Genomic DNA, 23,031 nt, shown 5'->3' with positions numbered 1-23,031 from the left:
AATTTTTATGTTTGATTTAGGAGATCCGCTTCGTGGCCACGTCTAAACCCACCAAACAAAGCCCAGCGGACGTGGCACGCGAGACGTTTAAACAACTGTCGGCCTTACGAATTCAACCTACGCCGGACGCCTATCAAAAGTTATATAACGAGATCGCCGGGATTGATGACGTCAAGCCCAACAACACCGCCGAACTTGAAGCAATTTTGCTCAATCTAGCGATCAGTTTGATCGACGAAGGCAAAGAATTTGCCGACATTGGCAAGCGCTTAAAACTAGCCGCTGAACGGAAAATGTGGGCCGACTACCACGTTGGGCTAAAAGACTTTATCGAAAAAATTGTTAGTCAGTTAAAGCTAGCCACCTTGACCAATGCGGTAACGCCCAGCGCCGACGCCGCTAGCTCCAAACAATTGGTAATTGCGGCCACCGATTCTAAGCAAACTGCGTTATTAAAAGATTTATTAACCCGCACCTTAAATTTGGCCTTACCTTCGCTGCTCTCGACCGCCCCAGAATTGGCGCAAGAGTCGGACGCGTTGGCCCTGCTACTAAAGCAAGCAATTAGCGAAAAAGAATTTGCCGACATTGCTGCACGTTTAAAAAATCTCTGCTTCAAAATCGAGCACTTGCCCAATGCCGCGGCCGTCAAAATTGCCACTCCTGCGGGCGACGCCGCGCTGCCATTAGTCGATGATCCGATCGTGGGCATGTTATCCAAATTACTGTCGCAAACGCTGGGCATGGCGCTGGGCGCATTACTGCATAACGAACCTAAATTGCTTGAAGCGTCCGACCAGCTTGCGGCGGATGTTAAGGCGGCAAAATCGCTCGCGGAATTCCAAGACATCGAATCGCGCATTCGCGATTTATGCTACAAAATTTCGCTCAAAGGCGACGACAGCAGCGAACAATTGCAACTGCTGTTATCGCTCTTTAAGCTGCTACTGGAAAACGTAACATCGCTGCTCGATGACGACAATTGGTTACGCGGACAAGTCATCGTGATTCAAGAATTAATCGCCGGTGAAATCGATCATCGCGCTTTGCTTGAGGCGACACGCAGTCTGAAAGATGTGATCTACAAACAAGGCGTGTTAAAAGACAGCATCGCGCAAAATAAATTATCGGTTAAGCAGTTAATGGATTTGTTTGTTGACCGCTTAAGTATTTTCGCCAACACCACCGGCGAATACCACGAAAAAATCACCGGCTATTCGGGCAAAATTACCCAAGAAACTAGCCCCGAAGCGATTCAGCACATGCTCGAAAACTTGATGCAAGATACGCTGCTGGTGCAGAACGAAGCCAAGCAATCGCATGAGCTCATGGTCGCGGCAAAAAAAGAAGTGCACGACGCCGAAGTGCGGATAGGCGAATTAGAAAAAAAACTGGCCGAGATGAGCGAGCAAGTGCACAAAGATCAGCTTACCGGCAGTCTCAATCGACGTGGGTTTGACGAGATTTTTGAACGCGAAGCGTCGCGCGCAGATCGGCGTAATATGCAGTTGTGCGTGGGGATGTTGGACATTGATAATTTTAAAAAACTCAACGACACATTTGGTCATTCCGCCGGCGACGGTGCCTTGGTGCATTTGGTCAATGTCATCAAAAAAACCTTGCGCAGCATGGATGTGGTGGCTCGGTATGGCGGGGAAGAATTTGTCATCATCATGCCCGAAACCGGCTTAAAAGATGCAGCAGATACGATGATGCGCTTGCAACGTGAATTGACTAAACATTTTTTCATGGCAGGCGAAGAACGGATTTTGATTACCTTCAGCGCTGGGGTGGCGCAGCGCCAGCCGCAAGAGCCTCAAGATATATTATTGAAACGTGCCGATAAGGCGATGTATGAAGCAAAAAATGCAGGTAAAAATAGGGTGATGTCCGCCACTTGATTGTTGATTTAACTCGAGCACAACATGGTTTCTGGAATTGATACGCCTACCGTGCAAAACACGCTGGTTGAAGCATCAACAGCCGCTGCATTGGTCAATCAGTCGCGCCAAGGTGCCATTGTTAATTCCAGCCAACTGGTGGTCGGCAAGCAATTTCAAGCCGAAGTGGTCTCGGCGCTCAACGACGGTACTTACATCGTTAAAGTCGCGGATGTAGCCGCCCGCATGCAGCTTCCAAACTCCCCGCAAGTCGGTGACAAATTAGCGCTGACCTTAATTAGCACCTCGCCGCGAGCGACATTTTTACTCGGTTCCGCCAATCCAGAAAATCCCAACGAAACCACCGCAACACCGACCACGACCCAAGCCACTTTAGGAACGGTTAAACAACTCATCGACGATTTCGCGGCGTCAAATTCTTCTTCCGCTCCCGTTGGTGCGGGCAACTTGTACTTGCAATCCGGTGGACGAGTTGGGACTGTTGGCAGCGATGAAACTAGCAATCCGCGCTTAATTAATATCACCACCAATCCACCTGATAGCACACCAACCACGTTTAGTTCAGCGGGTAAATTGGTCAATGATTTACTACAAAATTCGCAGCAACAAGCCACAGCAAGCGTGAGTAAAGTGCCGCTGATAGTCACGCCACAAGTCAGCGGCGACAAACTCGCGAGCGCGTTAGAAAGTAACGTCAGCACCAGCGGCGTATTTTACGAATCGCATTTGCTGCAATGGGCCGAAGGCAAATTTGGTTTAAGCGATTTATTAAAAGAACCGCAAGCGAGTTTCACAACGCCTGCCACCAATCCAAACACCACGGCTAGCGCCAATCAAACTACCAGTGCAAATCCTGAAGCAGCCGCAAACCAAACACCGACCAACAACCTCGCTAACACTGCCACCCAAGCCGGATTAAATACCGCCACTGGCCCAGAGCGTGTCACCAACAACCCAGCCCAAGCATTGGCCAGCAATGCACATGGTGCAGTTGCGAGTTCGGCCAGCACCGAAATCAATTTACCGAAAGAGGCCGCTGGAATCATCCAGCAACAACTACAAACAATGGAACAAAAGCGGTTTTTGTGGCACGGGGAATTGTGGGCCGGGCAGCCAATGGATTGGGAGATTTCACAAGATAAACCTGCGCAACACCAAAGTGCGGCGGAATCGACCTGGAACAGTTCGGTGCGGTTTGAATTCGCTCAACTCGGCACGGTATCGGCCCAATTACAGCTCACCGGTAAGCATCTTAGGGTCACCATCAATACCAATAATGCAAGTAGTTCTGTCATGTTGCAAAACGCCGCACCAGAATTAACAAACGCGCTGAAGGGAACCGGCGCAGAATTAGATTCTCTTTTGATCAGAAAAAAATCAGATGATGCAAAAGACTCGGGTGGCAGTTCATGAGCGACACGCAAAAAAACAACGATGGACATAATTCACCGCTACAAAGCGCGGTGGCATTGGCCTATCAAGCAGGTAGCTCAGCGCCGACCGTGGTCGCCAAGGGAAAAGGTCTGGTAGCGCAGGCAATCATTGATCGGGCAAGGGAACACGGCGTCTATGTGCATCAATCGAAAGAACTCGTTGCCCTGCTCATGCAAGTGGAATTGGATAAAGATATTCCGCCTGCACTGTATCGCGTCGTTGCGGAATTACTAGCGTGGCTATACCATATCGAAAAGCAACAAAATGCTGGGGAAATTATCCCTTTTACACCATCGATTAGCCCTGTTAGCGACAATTCAAAAATAACACCATGACATCGACCACCGCCTTAGTCTCTGAAAATGAAAGTCCATACCAAGTTGAATCTCGGCGGGAAATCATTGCTCTGCTACGTAATTTACAAGAAAGCAATCAGCTCATCACGATGCTGATCAACGAAGGTAGCGAAGTTGTTATCACCGCTATTTTAAAAGTGGACGATGTCAACAATACGCTGGTGCTCGACAGCGCCGCGTCAGATAGCACGAGTCAGCGTGTGGTGAGTGGCAAACGAGTATTTTTTGAAGCAGCGCTCAACAAAATCAGTATTAAATTTTCAAGCAATTCGCTCAGCCTGAGCAATTATTCTGGTCGCCCTTCCTTTACCTGCCCCATTCCAACGACAATGATCCGATTGCAGCGGCGCGAAAATTATCGCATCGTCACGCCAGTTACCAATCCGATTTATTGCGTTGTTACCCTGCTCGAAGAAGACGGCGGCGGCACAGTCAAATTGCCGTTGTCCGATATTAGTTGCGGTGGTGTGTCGTTGATGGATGAAAAGCACAAATTAAGTACCGAATTCGGAACAATTTACGCCAATTCTAAAATTGATTTACCTGGCTTAGGTATGGTTTCAGTCAATCTGCAAGTACGCAACTCACAAAATTTGGAATTAAAAAACGACAAGGTTAGTCGTCGGATTGGATTTCAATTCATCGATTTGCCAAATCCAGTGATGTCACAAATTCAAAAATTAATCACCAAGATCGAGCGCGAACGCAATTCGCGTCAAACTGGTTTGGGTAGCTAAGTAAGGGAAGTCTGCGAAGTTTGTTAAGCTGGTTTGGCTGGCGATCCCCAACAGTATTCAGACCTGCATATTCATAATATCGTTATACGCGGCCACCATTTTATTGCGAACCTGCACCGTGGTTTGCAAGCTGATGTTGGCTTTTTGGGTCGAAATCATCACATCGGACAAACTCACTTTATCGTCGCCAGCGGCAAAGCTATCGCCCATTTGTTGCGCTTGCGCCTGTATTTGATTGACTTGTCCGAGCGAGTTTTTTAAGGCATCAGCAAAACTGACTTTAGCGGTACCCGCGACATTGCCAACACTGGTGACACCACCTACGCCACCAACGCCGCCGACATTGCCAACGCCAGAATTTAACGAATTGCCGTTACCCAGACCAGCCGCACTCGGCGGTGTTACCTGCGCGGCGGTAGAGCGTATCATGGCCAGCATCGAGTCGATCTGACCAGAACTAATCCCTATACTCATCCCCACCTCCCTCAAACCAATAAGTCATTTATCCAATGACAACGGGTAACAGATTAACAGGGGTAATGCCTTGTTTTAATTAAGATAAGACAGGTAAAAGCCGATGTATTCGCCTGTTTAAAAATACAAATTCATCTGACAATCTATCCAACATCGAGATGCAATGTGCCTTCTGCGTCTGCGATTAGTTTTCTTGTAACGTTTAAGACGAAATAGATTTTCAGAGGATTCGCATGGCAACATCAGATCAAGCTGCTTTACCGCAACCGCGCTTTTTGGGCTTACCAGAAACTACGGGCACCCGACTGTTTTTATTAGTCGGTTCGGTAGCGGCTGTGCTCGCGGTGATGACCGGAATTTGGCTGTGGACTTCGCAACCCGACTACCATGTGTTGTACGCCAACGTAAACGACAGAGACGGTGGAGCTATCGTGGCGTCCTTGCAGCAAATGAATATTCCGTACAAATTTTCTGATGGTGGCAGCGCGATTCTAGTGCCTGCCGCGCAAGTCCATGAAGCGCGCTTGAAGCTGGCCACGCAAGGATTGCCCAAAGGTGGCAACGTCGGCTTTGAATTAATGGAAAACCAAAAAATGGGGATTTCTCAATTTTTGGAACAGGTTAATTTTCAACGTGCGTTAGAAGGCGAACTGGCGCGTTCGATTGAATCGATTTCGTCCGTACAAACCGCCCGCGTGCATTTGGCAATGCCCAAAGACACGGTGTTTGTGCGCGATCAGCAAAAACCCACGGCGTCGGTGATTTTGAATTTATTTTCCAACCGCATGCTCGATCAACAACAAGTGTCAGCCATTATTCATTTGGTCGCCTCTAGCGTGCCGGATTTACCCGCGCAAAATGTGACCATTGTTGATCAAAGCGGCAACTTGTTATCCGACACCACCAAAGCGACCAACAATGGGCAGCTCAATCCAAGCCAACTGAAATACGTGCACGAATTGCAGCAAGATATTGTTAAGCGTATCGAATCCATTATTTCACCCATCGTTGGCCCACAAAATGTGCGCGCAGAAGCCACCGCCGATGTCGATTTCAACCACGTTGAGCAAGCCGCCGAAACCTATAAACCAAACCAAGCTCCCGAAGTCGCTAGCGTGCGTAGCATGCAAAGTAGCGAAACGGCCAATAAATCAGGCGCTGCCGCTTCAGGCATTCCTGGTGCGTTAAGCAATCAACCGCCCGTCAACGCCACTGCCCCGATTACCGCGCCACCCGTCAATGGCGCAGCGGCGGCTTCCGCTCCGTCGATTCCAACCTCCAAAGAATCGACCATTAATTACGAAGTCGATAAGACCGTGCGTTATACCCAACTCGCCATGGGAGGTATTAAGCGCTTAGCGGTCGCTGTGGTGGTTAATTACAAACACGAAACCGATAAAAACGGTAAGTCGATTAATCGTGAATTGACCGATGCGGAAAAAGCCCAAATCGTCGCTTTAGCCAAAGAAGCAATGGGCTTTAGTCAAGAACGTGGCGATACGATTAACGTGGTCAATAGTCAATTTATCAGCAACGACAAAGACGGCCCCGATGTACCGCTATGGAAGCAACCAGAAAATATTCAACTGGCTAAAGACATCGGCAAATACCTGCTCGGATTCTTGGCGATTATGTATTTATTTTTCGCCTACTTAAAACCGCTGCTCAAGCGCATCATGGATCGCAATGGCGCCAATACTGCCAAGGGCGCGCTCGACATTGAAGACCGTGAAGCACCGGTTTTGGACGATGACGAAGAAGCCTCGGTTGTCGAACTATCATCGCAAGAAGATCTCCCCGAAGAAGCGCGCGCTAAAGCGTCGCAAGCGTACGAAAAAGATTTGGAAATAGCCCGTGACTTATCGCGCCAAGATCCTAAAATTGTAGCGAACGTGGTGAAAAACTGGGTCAACAACGATTAATTTTCCCGACACCTAAGATCAAGACCAATTAAACCGTTACTAAGAACAGAGCAACAAAGGAAAGCGATCAAATGAGCGATGCCGGCTTACAAAAAGCAGCCATTCTAATGCTAGCGTTAGGCGAAGATTGCGCCTCGGAAGTGATGCGCCATCTCGGCCCACGTGAAGTACAAAAACTCGGTATTGCAATGGCGAGCATGACCGCTATCCCGCATGAAAACGTCGCCACAGCGATTGGTGATTTTTTAAACGATGCCGATGTCAGCTCATCAATGGGCATTGATTCGGATGACTACATTCGTAACGTATTAACCAAAGCATTGGGCGATGACAAAGCGGCATCGTTGTTAAATCGAATTCTAGGTGGACGCGACGCCAGCGGGATTGAAAGTTTGAAGTGGATGGATTCGCCATCGGTTGCCGAACTCATCCGCAACGAGCATCCGCAAATTATCGCAACGATTTTGGTGCATTTGGAACGCGATCAAGCGTGTGAAATTTTAACCAACTTTAGCGAGCGCTTACGCAACGACGTGGTGCTGCGGATCGCCACCTTGGACGGTATTCAACCAGCGGCGCTGCGCGAACTCAATGATGTCCTCACCAAACTGTTGACCGGTAACGAAAGCCTGAAGAAAAAAACCATTGGTGGCGTGCGCGCTGCGGCAGAAATTTTGAACTTCATGAGCGGTGAAAATGAAGCCTCAGTCATGAGCAATCTGCGTAATTACGATAGCGACATGGCCGAGAAAATCATGGACGAAATGTTCGTCTTCGATAACATCATGGAGATCGACGATCGTGGCATCCAACTGTTGCTGCGCGAAGTCCAATCCGATACCTTGATCATCGCCCTAAAGGGTGCCAACCCAGAAATGCGCGACAAGATTTTCAGAAACATGTCGCAACGTGCCGCCGAGATGATGCGCGACGATTTGGAATCCAAAGGCCCAGTGCGCTTGTCCGAAGTCGAAGCGCAGCAAAAGGCAATCTTGGTCATTGTGCGTCGCTTAGCCGACGAAGGCCAAATCATGTTAGGCGGCAAAGGTGGGGAGGATGCTTTTGTCTGATCAAATCTCCAAGGGCAAGCTCTCTGCCTATCAACGTTGGGAGATGACGTCGTTTGAAGATGACGCGCCAGCTAAGAAACCTGCCGCAAGCGCCGGTGGTCGCCCCGCTGCACCAGCTGCACCGCAAATCACACCGGCGACGCAAAAAGAAATAGAACAATTAAAACTAGCGGCCCAAAAAGAAGGCTTTGCTAAAGGCTTTGAAGAAGGTCATCAAGTTGGTCTCAAAACTGGACAAGAAGAAGCGCAGCAAGTTTTGCAGCAAGAGTTAGGTGATTTCCTGAAAATCAGTACCCAGTTCAATGCGTCCTTGCAGCAAGCCGAACATTTAGTAGCGCAAGATATTCTTGATTTGGCGATGGATTTATCCAAAGCCATGATGAAAAGCGCGTTAGCCATCAATCCCGAATTGGTAATTCCGATTATCGAACAAGCAATTGCCGCCCTGCCCTCGGTTCAACAACCAGCGCAATTATTTTTGCATCCCAAAGACGCAACGCTAGTTAAAAATAAAATCGGTGCCGAGCTCACCAAAACCGGCTGGGTAATCGCTACCGATGGACGTCTCAAACAAGGTGATTGCCGCATTGAGACCATGCGTAATCAAATCAATGCATCACTAGGCGCACGCTGGCAGCAATTATCCGAAGCGCTTGGGCGCAACAATAATTGGTATGAAGTTGAAACCAAACACAGCGATGAGTAAGCGTTATGCCTAACACTAGCGCCCCCTTAAGCTCGCTTGCACTGTGCAAAACCTATTTGCGCAACGCCAAAGAAGTCGTTAATCATTTCAGCCAGTTTGATGTAGCCGGACGTGTCACGCGCGTGGCGGGATTGGTGATTGAAGCCACTGGCATCAAATTACCGATGGGCAGCGCATGCATTATCGCGTTGCAAAACGGCGAAGAAATCAATGCCGAAATCGTTGGCTTTGATAACGATAAAGTATTTTTAATGCCGCAGAGTTCCGTCGAAGGACTGCTGCCCGGCACGCCAGTTTATGCCGAAAAGACGACCCAAACGGTGAGCCGCGTTGATCTGTCCATACGTCCTTCACGCCGCGCGGTCGATCGCACGCGCCATCTCCCTGTTGGTTACGAATTATTAGGGCGCGTCCTAGACGGCGCGGGCAAACCACTGGACAACTTAGGTCCGCTCAATACGACTCAAAGTGCGGCGTTACGAGCACGTCCGATCAACCCTTTGCATCGCGCACCGATTACCCAAATTTTGGATGTCGGGGTACGCGCCATCAACAGCATGTTGACAGTCGGCACTGGGCAACGCATGGGTTTATTCGCGGGTTCTGGTGTCGGTAAAAGCGTGTTGCTGGGCATGATGGCGCGCTATACCACGGCGGATGTGATTGTGGTGGGCTTGATTGGTGAACGTGGCCGCGAGGTTAAAGAATTTATCGAGCAAATTTTGGGCGAAGCGGGTTTAGCCCGATCGGTTGTGGTCGCAGCGCCCGCCGATGCGCCGCCGTTGATGCGCTTGCAAGGTGCGGCGTATGCCACCACGATTGCCGAGTACTTCCGCGATCAAGGTAAAAATGTTTTATTGATCATGGATTCACTGACCCGCTACGCGATGGCGCAACGTGAAATCGCCTTAGCCATTGGCGAACCACCGGCCACCAAAGGGTATCCGCCCTCGGTATTTGCCAAATTACCCATCTTGGTTGAACGCGCTGGGAATAGTTTGCCCGGCGGCGGCTCCATCACCGCGTTTTATACCGTGTTGACCGAGGGCGACGATCAACAAGATCCGATTGCTGATGCGGCGCGCGCGATTTTAGATGGTCATATTGTATTGAACCGCGAACTGGCCGATTCCGGTCATTACCCTGCGATTGATATCGAACAATCAATTAGTAGAGCAATGACTAATATTACGACCGCTTTTCACCAAAAATCGGCGCGCAAACTCAAACAATTGGTCTCGCGCTATCAACAAAGTCGAGATTTAATCAGTGTGGGTGCCTATACTCCAGGAAGCGATCCCTTGTTGGATGAAGCGGTTCTGCACCACCAAAAAATAGAGCAATTCCTACAACAGGACATTCAAGAACGTTCCATTATTACTGAGAGCTTAGGGCAACTTACCTCGCTTTTCTAAGCATTGATTTGAACTGGTCGAATTTATACTGGCCGCATAGGAAAAATCATGACTCAAACATCATCACTCTCAACATTAATAGAACTAGCCGAACGTCGCACCGATGCGGCTGCGGTTAATTTAGGCAATGCGATCCGCTCGCAGGATGAACTCGAACAAAAATTGCAATTACTGCAAAAATATCGGGACGATTACTCGCGCAAAATGCAAACCGAAATGCAAAGCGGCAAAAGCATGCAGCAGATCCGAAATTTTCAAGTTTTCCTAGGAAAAATTGACGAAGCGATCATAGGCCAAAGCCAATTAGTCGCCGACGCAAAAAAGCGGGTGAACCACGAGCGCAATCAATGGCAAGAAGAAGAACGCAAACGCATGTCGTACACCACGTTGGAATTGCGCGCTGAAAAAGTCATCCAGAAAAAAGAAGCCAAGCGCGAACAAAAGCAAAATGACGAACATGCTAATCGCCAATTGTTTTATAAAACTTAACGCCGTAGAGGGCACAGCAGATTGTAAGTTGAGCTAACAAGTACCGATTTACGCATTACCAACTATTTATTCATTTAACAGTTCACAGGTCATCATCATGCTAGCGAATGTGCCATCTACTATTGCGATGAAAAACAGTGTCAGTCTGAATCCGACTCCGTCGAGCCATGGCGCGAACGGTGCGACGGAGCACTCAGGCTCAAGCTTTACCCAAATGTTAAATCAAGAAATCGCCGCTAAAGCTCCGCAAACACAGCAAACAGCGCAGCAATCAAGCCAACAAGCGAATTCCAATAACGCCAACAAGACTAACAATAACGCGACCAATTCGGACAATTCCACCAGTTCGACCAATGGCTCTAGCAACGCATCCAACAGCGCGAGCGGTTCCAGCAACACTGGCGGCACTAGCAACACTGGCGGCACTAGTAACAGTGGCAGCAGCACCGCCAGCACGACGAACAGCAGCAAGAGCACAACTAAATCCAGCAAAAGCGCGGACAATGATGGCACCGCTTCCACCGATAGCAATGCTGCGGCAGCAGCAGCGGCAGCGGCAATCGCTGGTACGGTAGCAATCGCTGCGGCGAGTTCTGCCTCAACCAATTCATCAGTCAGTGCCACGGCAACCGATTCTAAAGCCGTCAACGATGCAGCCGCCGCTATCACTTCAAACACTCCAGCGCCAGCGGTTTTTAATGCCGCCGCCTTTCACAGTGCGAACCAAGATATCGCTAATGCACGTGTAGGTAGTTCGGCGGGTACGGACGCCGGCACGGTTCAATCCACCGTCACCAATGCTGGCAACGCAACGCAAATAAACGCAGCAGCAGATAGCAACACCGCCAATAGCAACGTAACTGATTTTGCGGCGACCCTAGCACACGCCCAAAGTGGCGCGAATTCTGGTTCAAACTCGGATGCGAATCCCGAGCAAAAAGGCGATCCGAAATTGGCCTTAGCTGCAACGCCGCTAGTGAACACAAGCGCAAAAGATGTGGCCAGTAATACCGCCGCAACGTTTGCAGAATCAGTCAACTCGCCCGGCGCTTCGCTGCAAACGGTTAAATCTGCCAATCAAAATTTAAGCGCAGCACAACTCGAAGCGATCGCGCCAGTATTGACAGCGCCGGTATCGGCGACCAACGTGGACACAAGCAACACCGCCGCAGCAAGCAACACCATCGCACCACGAGTTGGCTCGGCCGATTGGAGTGAAGCGGTAGGGCAAAAAATTAGTTGGATGGTGACAGGCGGTCAGCAAAGCGCGTCCTTAACATTGAACCCACCGAACCTAGGTCCGATGCAAGTCGTCATTAGCGTCAATAACCAGCACGCCAGCGCCACCTTCACATCGCATCAACCCGAAGTGCGCGCCGCGTTAGAAAGTGCGATTCCTAAATTGCGCGAAATGATGGGGCAATCGGGTATTCAACTGGGCGATTGCAACGTCAACAGTCAATCCAAGCAACCACAAGAATTCGCCCAACGTAAATCCAGTTCGTCGAATAGTGGCTTCACCATTGATGGCATTGCAGGCGCGGTATCGGTCTTACCAGCTTCAACCGGCGGCACCACAAGCGGTGTCGGCTTAGTGGATACGTTTGTCTAGTCGGTTAGCTCGTCAACTACCAACTTTATATTCAACCGATAACAACTCAGATAACAATCAAAGGAAAAACAGATGTCCAAACCAGCACCCAAAGCCGAAGCTGGAGCAGAAGTACCCGCCGCTTCTGGCGCAAAAAAGAAAAAACTGATCATCATCATTGTGATCGTGGCCATCGTCTTAGCAGGTGCTGGCGGTGCCGCTGCACTGCTGTTAGGTAAAAAAGACGCGGGTAAGAAAGAAGAAAAGAAAGCGGAAAAATCAGCTCCTCCGGTATTTTTAGCCTTGGATAATTTCGTCGTCAACTTACAAAGCGATAACGGTGACAAGTACTTGCAAGCTGGTATTAGTTTGCAAGTCAAAAACGAAGAAATCGTCAGCTACTACAAGCTCAATATGCCGCAACTACGCAGCCGCGTTTTATTACTGCTCTCGTCAAAAGACGCTGCAGAGTTGCTCACGACAGAAGGTAAAAACAAGCTCGCCGAAGAAATCATCGAACAAGCTGAGCTGCCCTATTCCAAGGACGAAGTCTCGCCCAAAGAGGAAGAAGAGCGAAAGATTTCCGGAGTCTTTTTCACCACCTTCATGGTTCAATAACACGTTAGCGACAGAGCACAATGGCCGATAATTTTCTATCCCAAGAAGAAGTTGATGCCCTTTTAAAAGGGGTCACTGGGGATCAGGACGACTTAGATGCGACCGAGGATACCAGTGGCGTTCGCACCTACAATCTGGCAACGCAAGAACGTATCGTGCGCGGTCGTATGCCGACGCTGGAAATTATCAATGAACGCTTTGCGCGTTTGTTGCGTATCGGGTTATTCAACTTTTTACGTCGCAGCGCCGAGGTCTCAGTCGGCACGGTGCGCGTGTCGAAGTACAGCGAATTCATTCGTAATCTCGTCGTGCCAACCAATCTCAATCTCGTGCACATGAAACCGCTGCGCGGCACGGCCCTGATTGTGATGGACCCGAATTTGGTTTTTTTGTTAGTCGATAATTTATTCGGCGGCGACGGACGTTTTCATACGCGGGTTGAAGGTCGTGACTTTACCCAAACCGAGCAACGGATTATTTTGCGCGTGCTCGATATTTTGTTTGAGACCTATGCCAAATCGTGGAACCCGGTGTTTGCCATCGAGCTGGAATATATACGCTCAGAAATGAACACCCAGTTCGCCAATATTGCCACGCCCAACGAAGTCGTCGTCAGCACCACGTTCACGATTGAATTAGGTCCGGTAAGTGGTGAAATGCACTTCTGCATGCCCTACTCAATGATTGAGCCGATCCGCGACACGCTTACCAGTAGCTTGCAAGGTGAAACGCTGGAAGTCGATAAGCGCTGGGTACGTTTAATGACCCAACAGATTCAAGTCGCCGAAGTTGAAATCGTGGCCGACTTAGGTACAGCGCGCATGGATTTAGGCGATATTTTGAATTTACGGGTGGGCGATATTATTCCACTCAATGTGCCTGATTTACTCTCCGCCAAAGTCGATGGCACGCCCGTGATGGAATGCAAATACGGAATTTTTAATGATCAATATGCGTTAAAAGTCGAAAAACTTTTATCGTCCAGCGCGCAAGAAATCGCAATGGAAAAAGAATTGAAACAAGGAGCATCTCATGGATGAAAACACCGCCGCCGATGAAGCCGCGCCGATCAGCGAAGACGATTGGGGCGCAGCCATTGCCGAACAAGAAAAAGCCGACGCGGCTGCTGCCGCCAAAAGCGCCGAACCACAGCCAACGGTTTTTCAGGAATTAAGCCCCAAGCAAAATAAGATCGAAACGCATAACGACATCGATTTTATTTTGGACATTCCGGTACAACTGACGGTGGAATTAGGCCGCACTAAAATCGCGATTAAAAACCTACTCCAATTAGCCCAAGGTTCGGTCGTTGAACTGGACGGTTTGGCGGGTGAACCAATGGATGTTTTAGTCAACGGCTGCTTGATTGCACAAGGTGAAGTCGTGGTTGTGAACGATAAATTTGGTATTCGCTTAACCGACATCATCACGCCTGCTGAACGTATTCGTAAGCTCAATAAATGAAGAAAACATTAGCGCTTACCCTGCTCGCCTATGCCGCGTCTAGCCATGCCGCTGACGCCGCAGTTGATGTAGCCACCGGCAGTTTGCTGCAAGTGATTTTGAGTTTGGTGTTAGTACTGGGCGTGATTGTGGCAATCAGCATCGGCTTTAAAAAATTCGGCCTCAATCGCATGCAATCGCACTTGCCAGTCAAGGTAATCGGCGCAATTAGCGTGGGCAACAATCAACGTGTGATGGTCATTGAAGCCGGTGACGAATGGCTGGTAGTTGGCGTCACACCGCAAAATATGTCAACCCTGACCACCATGCCGCGCCAGCAATCGAGTGATGCAACAACCAATTCAAGCAATCCAAATCAGCCTAATTTTTCAGCATGGATGCAAAAAAATCTTGAAAAATACCATGTTAAAAAATCGTAATTTCGTCACGCTTAAATCCTTAGCCAAATTCAGCGCGCTATTCTTAGGCTTCCTATGTCTAGGTGTATTGAGCAGCTCAGCATTCGCACAAGTACCGGTAGTCACCAGCACACCCGCTGCAGGCGGCGGGCAAAATTACGTGCTCAGCATTCAAACCTTATTAATCTTAACGTCGCTGTCGTTCCTGCCCGCCGCGTTACTGATGATGACCAGCTTCACCCGCATCATCATTGTGCTGTCTTTATTGCGCCAAGCTCTAGGAACTCAATCTTCACCACCAAATCAGGTCTTGATTGGACTATCGCTATTTTTAACTTTATTCGTCATGAGTCCGGTGATTGATAAGATTTATACCGATGCTTATCAGCCGTTCAACGAAAATAAAATTGCATTCACCGAAGCCTTAGACAAAGGCGCCGCACCGCTAAAACAATTCATGATGAAGCAAACCCGCCAGACCGATTTGGCGCTGTACATCAAGCTATCCAGAGCGCCTAAGATTCAAGGGCCGGAGGATGTACCTTTAACCGTCTTGGTTCCTGCCTTCATCACCAGTGAATTGAAAACCGCTTTTCAAATCAGCTTCGCGATATTCATTCCTTTCTTGATTATCGATATGGTAGTCGCAACGGTGCTCATGTCGATGGGGATGATGATGATGTCACCTGCAACGATTTCGTTGCCGTTTAAGTTGATGTTGTTTGTATTGGTGGATGGCTGGCAGTTGCTCATCGGATCATTGGCGCAGAGTTTTTATTAACGCTGCGTGGACTTAATTGGCTGAGTAAGTTGCAGCTTTTTACTACGATTTATTTGGCGACTTGCCCCAGGCAATCATCAGAATTTGGTTTCCCTTCAAAATTACCTGCTGTATCTCATTTGAGACTTGGAGCCGGAGCAGTCCCTATATCGCTACATGGAGGGACACAGGGGCCACCCCCGACCAACCAATCTCAAAACCAACCAACACCCCAAAGCACCCTAACCCGCCAAGTCAAAAAACACACCAAAAACCCCCTCCTATTACACGCTTAAAAATAAAAAAAACTAAGTACCATACACACAAAGCACCTCACCAAATCCAACCAACCGAAAGCCCCCACCATGAATCCAGAACACGTCATGACCATAGGCCGCCAAGCCATGCAAGTTACGCTAATGATTGCCATTCCTATGCTCTTGGTCGCATTGGTCATCGGTTTGCTGGTCAGTATCTTTCAGGCGGCCACCCAGATTAACGAGATGACCTTGTCGTTCATTCCAAAATTGATCGGCGTATTCCTCGTCATGGATTTAGCGGGGCCTTGGATGCTGACAATTTTGACCGACTTTATGCGGCAGCTCTTTACCAGTATTCCGACCTTAATCAATTAACCAATTGATGCTCTCTAAACCTCACCGATAAAAGAAAGCAATCATGGTGCATTTATCCACGGCGCAAATGCTGGCTTGGATTAACTCTTTCCTCTGGCCGCTGACTCGGATTCTTGGAATGATTGCGGTTGCGCCGGTGTTTGGCAGTCGGTCGGTGCCGGTGATGATCAAAGTTAGTTTTGGAGTCGTGTTGGCCGTGTTAATCGCGCCGACGTTGAATAATGTTCCGACGATTGATCCCGTGTCACTGGACGGAATGTTGATCACCATCGAACAATTGATTATTGGCGTGGCGATGGGTTTTACGATTCAAGTGGTTTTTGCCAGCGTTGATTTGGCGGGAGATTTGATGGGCATGTCGATGGGCTTAGGCTTTGCCTCGTTTTATGATCCACAAACTAGAGCCACCACTCCGGCGTTAAGTCAGTTCTTGACCTTAATTACAACCATGCTTTTTCTCACGCTGGATTTGCATTTGGCGCTATTGAGCACCTTGGTAGAGAGTTTTACTACGCTACCAATCGGATTGGGTATTCCAAATCACGCATCAATGTGGATGCGGATTGCTGGAACGGGGTCGATTATTTTTACCTCGGGAGTACAACTCGCGCTGCCGATTATTGCCGCATTATTGGTGACCAATATTGCGCTGGGCATTTTAACCAGAGCGGCACCACAGCTTAACTTGTTTGGCATTGGATTTCCGATCACGATGAGCGTGGGCTTCATCATGGTGATGGTCATCCTGCCTTACTTGGCAGAACCGATTAAGAAATTACTTGAGCTTGGAATTGTTTTTGCAGGCTTGAAGTAAGTCATTTCAGCGGATGCCTAACTGCATCCGCTCACTTCCCTCGATTTAATTGATTTTACCCATCTGACCAAATCGAATTAGCCAACACTCATGAGGCAATAAGCGAAGCATTAAGCCACAGGCAACATGCTAATCAAGGACAACTGCGACGTGCCGGCAAAGGCTTTTTGCGCTGCTTGATACGTAAATTGCTCTAGCGAGAGTTGACTAATCGCTTGGGCGTAGTTCACGTCTTGCAACGAACTCAGGCTCGTGGCATACGAAATATTGGTCGTATCACTGACTAATTTAAGTGACGTTACTTGTTGCATCGAATTACCCAATTGATCGCGCACGGTCAGCACGTTGCTGAGCGACGCATCAATGCTGGTATTGGCTTGGGCCAAGGCATTGGCGAAGTTAGTTCCATCACCTTGAGTCGCGGTCGAAAAGCTTTTTAAGGCCGTGATGACATTGGTAAGCGCTTGGAAAATATTTTGATTGCCGGGTTGCACTGCAAACTTATCTCCCGCAGCTGGCACGCCAGTAGTCGGACTTGCGCCATCGGTAATGGTAATTTGCATACCACCAAAGGTAATCGCCGTGCCACTGGTATAGGGCTGTGCACTCGCTACGGTTGCACCAGTGGTGGTATCGAGTACATCGTACTGGGTCGCAGAGGTGAAATTAATCGAGTAATTATCGCCCGTAACACTGGCTGCATTCGTCACGGTTCCAGCCGAGATTGTCGCGGTGGAAGTGTTATTCGCATTTGGAATTCCAAAAAACGCATTCGCTGACACAGGAATATTGCCGAATACATTATTACCAGGCACGGTCACCGCGATCTGCTGCGATGCATCGACCTGCAATAATTGCACTTCTTGATTGCCCACATATTGCGCCCCGTTGGCCGTAGCAACATAACCCGCCGATCCCGTGGCACTGCCAGAGAACAGGTAATTCCCGTTGCCATCGGTGGAATTGGATAAATTCAATAATTGATTGATGCCACTTTGAAACTGCTGAACGATTGTATTGCGATCGGACGCATTAAGCGAACCGTTACCCGCTTGAACGATTGTGCTTTTTAAGCTTTGCAATAAATTAGACACGCCCGACAACACGCCATCCGCGGTGCTAAGCGCGTTGGTGGCATTTTGGCCGTTTAAGGCATATTGGGTATTGAGATTTTTATTCTGAGTGATTACCAACACTTGCGAGGCGGCGGCGGGATTATCGGCCGGCGACGTCAAGGCTAAGCCAGTATCGACTTGATTAATCGTCTTAGCGATATTGTTTTGCAGATCGTTGAAACTGGTTACGGCATTTTGAAACATGCCCATGGTACTAATTTGCATGATGTCACCTATTTAAATCTAAGATAGTCGTGAAATTGGCATTGGCAATTTGAATTAATTTACCGCACGCTTGATAGACCTGTTGGTACTGCAATAAATTTACTGTTTCATGATCCAAGTTCACGCCTGAGCCGGATTGCTGCTGCGTTGTAGCTTGTTTTAACAGATTGGTTTCCGTGTTGCCCGTGGTCGTTAATTGGCTGGTCGTATTGCCTACCGTATCGACTAAGGCCGCGTAAGCACCTTGGAATGTAGCCGTGCCGCTCGACATCGTGTTCGCGGTTTGAAGCGCATTCATCAATAAAATATTCCGATTGTCGCCCACGCCATTGGTATTGGCCGTGATGTTAAACGTGTCACCATCAGCAGGGCTGCCAGACAAGCCCACATTGATACTATTGAACGAAATACTCATGCCGGATTGGTATGGAATCACGGTCGTTCCGGGCGTGTAATTGGTGTAGGTCGTTGGCACACCGCCGTTCGTCACCACAACAGTGGAGCCGGTCGGGAAGCCACCGACTGAATTCGTCGCCGCCGTGTAATTGAGCGTAATCGGTGTGGCTAACGAAGATTGAACAAATCCCGTCGACACCGAGCCTGGCGTAATCTTGCCTGTGCCGGTATTGGTACTTGGCACATTGGTCGCCACCGGCGCTGCACAAGCAATTTGGGTTGCGTCCGTTGCGGCTACTGTGAAAGCAGTCGCTCCATTGGCAGTCGGTGCAATCGTAAAAGTATCGCCCGCATTGGGTGTTCCAGAAGCCAAGGTATAGGTAACGCCATCAATCACATTCACACCGTTGGTTGGCGTCGCTGGAAACGCGGCGAACGTCGATTTAACGGTATTGGTCGAGGTGTCGGTAATGGTGTAGTTAGTCCCATCGTAGGTCAAACTATAGTTATCCGCCGTCAATGCCGATGGGTTGGTGATTGTTGCGGATAACGCTGCCCCGCCGGTGTTACCAGCATTCGCGAGAATCTGGGGCGTGCCAACATTAAAAATCGGGCCGCCCATGGCTCCTTTAATCGTTTGGCCTAATTCGTTTTGCGCGTTGATACTCGACGCTAACACGATGCCAACTTGACCAATAGCGTTTTGGATCGGTACCAAGGAATTGGTTCGAAAAGCAAACAGACCGCCTAAGTTGCCGCCCGGCAGACTAGATTCTCCGATTGGTACGGCTTTACCCGCAACCGAAAAAGCCACTTCCAAATTATTCGGATTAGCCGCTGATTGAGTGGTCGTTAATGGATTGGAATTAAAGCCCAACACCAACGGCTGGCCGGTACCGATAAACACATTGTATTGATTGCCTTGCGGCACAACCGTGACTTGGGTTTCTTTGCTCAAATTAGCGACTAAGGTATCGCGCTGATCGAGCAAGGCATTCGGTGGTTGGTTGTTAGCGTTGGCGTAGGCGACTTGAATCGCTTGATTAACCGACGCCAACTGCTGCGCATAGTTATTAATCGAATTAACTTCTGAGGTGATACCAGAATTAACTGTCTCAGCCGATTGATTTAGTTTGCCCTGAATCGCCTGAAATTGATTAGCTAAGGTTTGCGCGCCAGACAAGGCGGTTTGTAACGATGCGACGCCGGATGGGTTGGACGATAAATTTTGTAGCGACGAAAAAAACGATTGCAACACCGGTGACAATCCAGCGCTCGGGTCGGCAATCATGTTGTCGATGGGCGTGATGAGAGAAGAGTAATTGGTGAGTTGGCTGGCTGTTGATTGCGTCTGATTAATTTGCTTGGCTAATAAACTATCGTAGTTGCGCGTAATGGTATTGACTTGCGTTCCCATGCCGACATAACCAAAACTGTAACCAGCTTCTGGCGCGGTGGCTTGTTGCGCGACTTCAGAGCTGTAGCCCGCGGTGTTGGCGTTACTGATGTTTTGGCCCGTGGTAGCAATGCCGACTTCGGCGGATTGCAGTCCGGTCGTTCCAATTTCAAAGATATTAACGCTCATCGCACACCTACTTTATTTAAACAATTACGGACCTCTGAATACTTATCGACCGCTTTCCAAAAAACTTGAATTCGGGTTGCGAACTTCCGCCAACCTCAGGCCGATAAGGTTTTGGTAATCACATGCATTAATTTATTAGCATAATTGGGGTCGCTAGCGTAACCGGCTTTTTGCAGCCCATGCGCAAAACCATAAGCATCTTTGGCATTGGCGATGACGTTCTTGTAGCGATCATTGCCTTGCAGTAATTTGGCATAATCATTAAAGGCTTCGCCGTAGTTATCGTAGGCGCGAAACTTTTCTACTTTTTTGGTAGCGACGCCGTTGACGTATTCGGTAGTGACTGCGCTGACGGTTTTGCCAGTCCAATTTTTACCGGCTTTGATACCGAATAAATTATGGCTAGGTTGGCCGTTAGCGCCAATGATTTCGTGCTTGCCCCAACCACTTTCCAAGGCCGCTTGACCCAGCATAAATTTTGCAGGAATCCCAGTGGTTTGACTGGTCTGATCGGCAAAACTGGCTAACTTGCTTTGAAACGCTTTTACCTGCGCTTTGGAATCGCTAATGCCCGGAGAAGAGGCCTTAATCGCTTGCGCATGCTGGGAAATCGTGGTGGGATCAATCGTCGCATTGGCAGACTGCTTAGAGGTAAATTGCAGCGCGGCGGAACCCAGCATTTGCTTCTCCAGCACTTCGGCCAAACCAATTCCGCGCGAGGCGATTTTTTGGCTTAGCTGTTGGTCCAGCATGGCGGTAAAGGTCTTACTTTGTTCGCTATCAAACGGCCCATTTTGCGGATTCGCTTCGCGCATACTTTTGAGCATCATATTGACGAATAAGGCTTCGAATTGCTTCGAAGTGGATTTGATCGATTCGGGTGTATTTTGCGCTGCGTTACGACGCAACTCATTCAAACTATTCGCATCAGCGGCTAGCTTTTCGGTGCCATCGGTCGGGGGCAAAGTGCTGATGAAGTTTGAACTGGACATGGGCGCTTGTACTCGATTAAATCCGCGTGAAGTTAAATAATTTCAAGATCAGCATGCAAGGCACCGGAAGCTTTCATCGCTTGCAAAATAACCAGCAAATCTTGTGGAGTTGCGCCAATTGAATTTAAGGCTTTGACGACTTCAGCCAAGTTAGCACCGGGCTTAACGAGCGTGACTAAACCTGGTTCTTTTTTGATTTGGATATCGGCATTTTGGGTGGTTTCGGTTTGACCGCCCGCTAGCGCGTTGGGCTGGCTAACTTTATTTTCAGTATTGATGATGACTTGCAAATTACCGTGCGCGACAGCGCAACTGTCCAAAGTAACCGCTTGATTCATCACAATCGAACCGGTGCGCGCATTGATAATCACTTTGGCCGCGGTTTGTGCTGGCGTAACATCGAGATTCTCTAAATCGCCAATAAACGATACGCGGGTGTCAGAGTCTTTGGGAGCGCGGACTTTAATGACACGTCCATCCAAGGCACTTGCGGTATCAGCACCAAAGCGCTGATTTAAGGCGCTCACTACCCGCGTTGCGGTCGAAAAATCCGACGTTTTTAATTCCAGCTGAATCGTGTCGCCATTGGCAATCGAGCTGGGTACGGCGCGCTCAACGGTCGCACCGGCAGAAATTAACCCGACGCTCAAATGATTAATCTGCGCTTTGCTGCCAGCAATGGCCGCGCCCGCGCCGCCCACCACGACGTTACCTTGCGCCATCGCATAGACCTGATTATCCGCACCTTTTAATGGTGTCATCACTAAGGTACCGCCGCTCAAACTCTTGGCGTTACCGATGGAAGACACCGTCACATCTAACGCTTGTCCGGGTTGAGCGAACGCCGGCAAACTGGCCGTGACCATAACGGCGGCCACGTTTTTTAGTTGCAAGCTCGTCGCTGGCGGCAGCGTAATGCCTAGCTGCTGCATCATGCTGATAATACTTTGCACAGTAAAGGGTGTTTGCGTCGTTTGGTCACCGCTGCCGTCTAAGCCGACTACCAAGCCATAACCGATCAATTGGTTTTCACGCACGCCACGAATGCCGGCTAAATCTTTTAAGCGTTCGGCGTGGGTTTCGGTCCCAACGAAGATGAGCAGGCACAGGATCAAGAAGGCTTTAGGTAAATTCATTATTTTTTCTCGACTCATTACATGGGCAGAATGCTTAAGAAGAATCTATCCATGATCGACATGAATTCGGAAGCATCAATATGCGCGTTGGTGCGGTATTCAAACTTAGCGTCAGCCACTTGAGTTGACGGTACGGTATTGCCTTGGGCGATCGTCGCGGGCGATACAACGCCGGAGAATCGAACGTATTCGGTGTCGCGGTCAAAGGCGAGTTTTTTCTCTCCACTGACGCGGAAATTACCGTTAGGCAGAACCTCAATAATAGTGACCGCAATCGTGCCGTTAAAAGTGTTACCAAACGCATCAGCACCTTTTTCAGAAACGCTGTTAGCCGTTTTGGTCGCGATATTTACGCCAGCGATTTTTGACGCTGTTGCACCTAAGAAGCTAGGCGCAGAGAAGCTCGTCGAGGCCGATTTGGATGTCGCATTGGCGGACGTATTGGAGCTGTTAGTGTTTTCAGAAATCGTGATGATGATGCTGTCACCCACCGCTCTGGCGCGCACATCTTCAAACAAAGGATGGTAGGCCGCAGTCTGAAAAATCGCGCCGGGATTACCTTTTTCCCTCGGTGCTTCGGGCAAAGGCCGCATCGTGATTGGTTGATCGATAATTGGTTTCGGCGTGATCGAGCAACCCGCCAATAAGACCGAAGCGATCAAACATACGGAACCCAACAGACGCTTTGTAGCTGGTTGAAACGGCGCTAGCCATTGTGTATTGATTTGTCTATCCATCTTCCGCCCCAACCTTCCCTCTTAAACCATTCATTTCAAACTAGCTACCAAACCTAAGCTG

23 protein-coding genes are annotated in these 23,031 nt (G+C 49.0%); 17 read left to right on the top strand and 6 right to left on the bottom strand.

Translation table 11 applies throughout. The annotated features are described in order from the left end of the window. Nucleotides 1-32: 32 nt before the first annotated feature. Genes E2I14_RS02030 through E2I14_RS02015 form a run of 4 tightly spaced genes read left to right on the top strand, consistent with a single transcriptional unit; the run spans nt 33 to nt 4,428 of the window. On the top strand, nt 33-1,901 hold the full coding sequence (locus E2I14_RS02030) for a diguanylate cyclase (RefSeq protein ID WP_133324914.1): 1,869 nt from the start codon (nt 33-35) through the stop codon (nt 1,899-1,901). A gap of 24 nt (nt 1,902-1,925) precedes the next feature. Next, on the top strand, nt 1,926-3,314 hold the full coding sequence (gene fliK / locus E2I14_RS02025; RefSeq protein WP_133324912.1) for a flagellar hook-length control protein FliK: 1,389 nt from the start codon (nt 1,926-1,928) through the stop codon (nt 3,312-3,314). Next, a complete protein-coding gene (locus tag E2I14_RS02020) occupies nt 3,311-3,670 on the top strand; it encodes an EscU/YscU/HrcU family type III secretion system export apparatus switch protein (RefSeq protein ID WP_133324910.1) in 360 nt (119 codons plus the stop codon). The genes fliK and E2I14_RS02020 overlap by 4 nt, the downstream gene beginning before the upstream one ends. Beyond that, on the top strand, nt 3,667-4,428 hold the full coding sequence (locus E2I14_RS02015; protein ID WP_133324908.1) for a flagellar brake protein: 762 nt from the start codon (nt 3,667-3,669) through the stop codon (nt 4,426-4,428). Before E2I14_RS02020 ends, E2I14_RS02015 begins: the two co-directional genes overlap by 4 nt. Before the next feature lie 57 nt (nt 4,429-4,485). Here the strand turns inward: E2I14_RS02015 and fliE are convergent, their stop codons facing one another. Further along, nucleotides 4,486-4,902, bottom strand: a complete 417-nt coding sequence (gene fliE, locus E2I14_RS02010; RefSeq protein WP_133324906.1) for a flagellar hook-basal body complex protein FliE — start codon at nt 4,900-4,902, stop codon at nt 4,486-4,488. Nucleotides 4,903-5,135: 233 nt separating this feature from the next. On the opposite strand from fliE, the gene fliF reads away from it, so the two are divergent. From fliF to fliR, 13 genes are all read left to right on the top strand, one after another. Further along, on the top strand, nt 5,136-6,824 hold the full coding sequence (fliF, locus tag E2I14_RS02005; RefSeq protein WP_133324905.1) for a flagellar basal-body MS-ring/collar protein FliF: 1,689 nt from the start codon (nt 5,136-5,138) through the stop codon (nt 6,822-6,824). A 71-nt stretch (nt 6,825-6,895) separates the two neighbouring features. After that, on the top strand, nt 6,896-7,894 hold the full coding sequence (fliG, locus tag E2I14_RS02000) for a flagellar motor switch protein FliG (RefSeq protein ID WP_133324904.1): 999 nt from the start codon (nt 6,896-6,898) through the stop codon (nt 7,892-7,894). Continuing rightward, nucleotides 7,887-8,600: a flagellar assembly protein FliH gene (locus tag E2I14_RS01995; protein WP_165967723.1), complete on the top strand. Its 714-nt coding sequence runs from the start codon at nt 7,887-7,889 to the stop codon at nt 8,598-8,600. The genes fliG and E2I14_RS01995 overlap by 8 nt, the downstream gene beginning before the upstream one ends. A 5-nt stretch (nt 8,601-8,605) precedes the next feature. Continuing rightward, entirely contained in the window at nt 8,606-10,015 is a 1,410-nt protein-coding gene (fliI, locus tag E2I14_RS01990; RefSeq protein WP_133324902.1) for a flagellar protein export ATPase FliI, read from the top strand. A gap of 48 nt (nt 10,016-10,063) precedes the next feature. After that, complete coding sequence (gene fliJ / locus E2I14_RS01985; RefSeq protein WP_133324901.1) at nt 10,064-10,504, top strand: flagellar export protein FliJ; 441 nt, start codon at nt 10,064-10,066, stop codon at nt 10,502-10,504. 97 nt (nt 10,505-10,601) lie between these two features. Next, nucleotides 10,602-12,116 (top strand): flagellar hook-length control protein FliK, encoded by a 1,515-nt coding sequence (locus E2I14_RS01980; RefSeq protein WP_133324899.1) that lies wholly within the window; start codon nt 10,602-10,604, stop codon nt 12,114-12,116. A gap of 72 nt (nt 12,117-12,188) precedes the next feature. Further along, nucleotides 12,189-12,713: a flagellar basal body-associated protein FliL gene (fliL, locus tag E2I14_RS01975; RefSeq protein ID WP_133324897.1), complete on the top strand. Its 525-nt coding sequence runs from the start codon at nt 12,189-12,191 to the stop codon at nt 12,711-12,713. A gap of 20 nt (nt 12,714-12,733) precedes the next feature. Next, nucleotides 12,734-13,753 carry a flagellar motor switch protein FliM gene (gene fliM / locus E2I14_RS01970; protein ID WP_133324895.1) on the top strand — a complete coding sequence of 340 codons (1,020 nt, stop codon included), beginning with the start codon at nt 12,734-12,736 and terminating at the stop codon, nt 13,751-13,753. Then, nucleotides 13,746-14,177 (top strand): flagellar motor switch protein FliN, encoded by a 432-nt coding sequence (gene fliN, locus E2I14_RS01965; RefSeq protein ID WP_133324893.1) that lies wholly within the window; start codon nt 13,746-13,748, stop codon nt 14,175-14,177. Before fliM ends, fliN begins: the two co-directional genes overlap by 8 nt. After that, a complete protein-coding gene (gene fliO, locus E2I14_RS01960; protein ID WP_133324891.1) occupies nt 14,174-14,596 on the top strand; it encodes a flagellar biosynthetic protein FliO in 423 nt (140 codons plus the stop codon). Before fliN ends, fliO begins: the two co-directional genes overlap by 4 nt. Then, complete coding sequence (fliP, locus tag E2I14_RS01955) at nt 14,580-15,356, top strand: flagellar type III secretion system pore protein FliP (RefSeq protein WP_133324889.1); 777 nt, start codon at nt 14,580-14,582, stop codon at nt 15,354-15,356. The genes fliO and fliP overlap by 17 nt, the downstream gene beginning before the upstream one ends. A gap of 344 nt (nt 15,357-15,700) precedes the next feature. Then, nucleotides 15,701-15,970 carry a flagellar biosynthesis protein FliQ gene (gene fliQ / locus E2I14_RS01950; protein WP_133324887.1) on the top strand — a complete coding sequence of 90 codons (270 nt, stop codon included), beginning with the start codon at nt 15,701-15,703 and terminating at the stop codon, nt 15,968-15,970. A gap of 43 nt (nt 15,971-16,013) precedes the next feature. Next, nucleotides 16,014-16,784: a flagellar biosynthetic protein FliR gene (gene fliR / locus E2I14_RS01945; protein WP_133324885.1), complete on the top strand. Its 771-nt coding sequence runs from the start codon at nt 16,014-16,016 to the stop codon at nt 16,782-16,784. 110 nt (nt 16,785-16,894) lie between these two features. Here fliR and flgL read toward each other — a convergent pair whose 3' ends face one another. From flgL to E2I14_RS01920, 5 genes are all read right to left on the bottom strand, one after another. Then, nucleotides 16,895-18,124: a flagellar hook-associated protein FlgL gene (gene flgL / locus E2I14_RS01940; protein WP_133324883.1), complete on the bottom strand. Its 1,230-nt coding sequence runs from the start codon at nt 18,122-18,124 to the stop codon at nt 16,895-16,897. A gap of 4 nt (nt 18,125-18,128) precedes the next feature. Continuing rightward, the gene (gene flgK / locus E2I14_RS01935; protein ID WP_133324881.1) at nt 18,129-20,105 is read right to left on the bottom strand and encodes a flagellar hook-associated protein FlgK; all 1,977 of its coding nucleotides are present in this window, start codon (nt 20,103-20,105) and stop codon (nt 18,129-18,131) included. 95 nt (nt 20,106-20,200) lie between these two features. Next, entirely contained in the window at nt 20,201-21,097 is an 897-nt protein-coding gene (flgJ, locus tag E2I14_RS01930; protein WP_133324879.1) for a flagellar assembly peptidoglycan hydrolase FlgJ, read from the bottom strand. Between the two features lie 32 nt (nt 21,098-21,129). After that, the gene (locus E2I14_RS01925; RefSeq protein ID WP_206105561.1) at nt 21,130-22,233 is read right to left on the bottom strand and encodes a flagellar basal body P-ring protein FlgI; all 1,104 of its coding nucleotides are present in this window, start codon (nt 22,231-22,233) and stop codon (nt 21,130-21,132) included. 17 nt (nt 22,234-22,250) lie between these two features. Next, complete coding sequence (locus tag E2I14_RS01920) at nt 22,251-22,970, bottom strand: flagellar basal body L-ring protein FlgH (protein WP_133324875.1); 720 nt, start codon at nt 22,968-22,970, stop codon at nt 22,251-22,253. Between the last annotated feature and the right edge of the window lie 61 nt (nt 22,971-23,031).

Source organism: Sapientia aquatica, assembly GCF_004358105.1.
GTDB lineage: Bacteria > Pseudomonadota > Gammaproteobacteria > Burkholderiales > Burkholderiaceae_D > Solimicrobium > Solimicrobium aquaticum.
The sequence above is the reverse complement of the archived record's forward strand: the minus strand, read 5'-3'. Positions and strand labels throughout refer to the sequence as shown.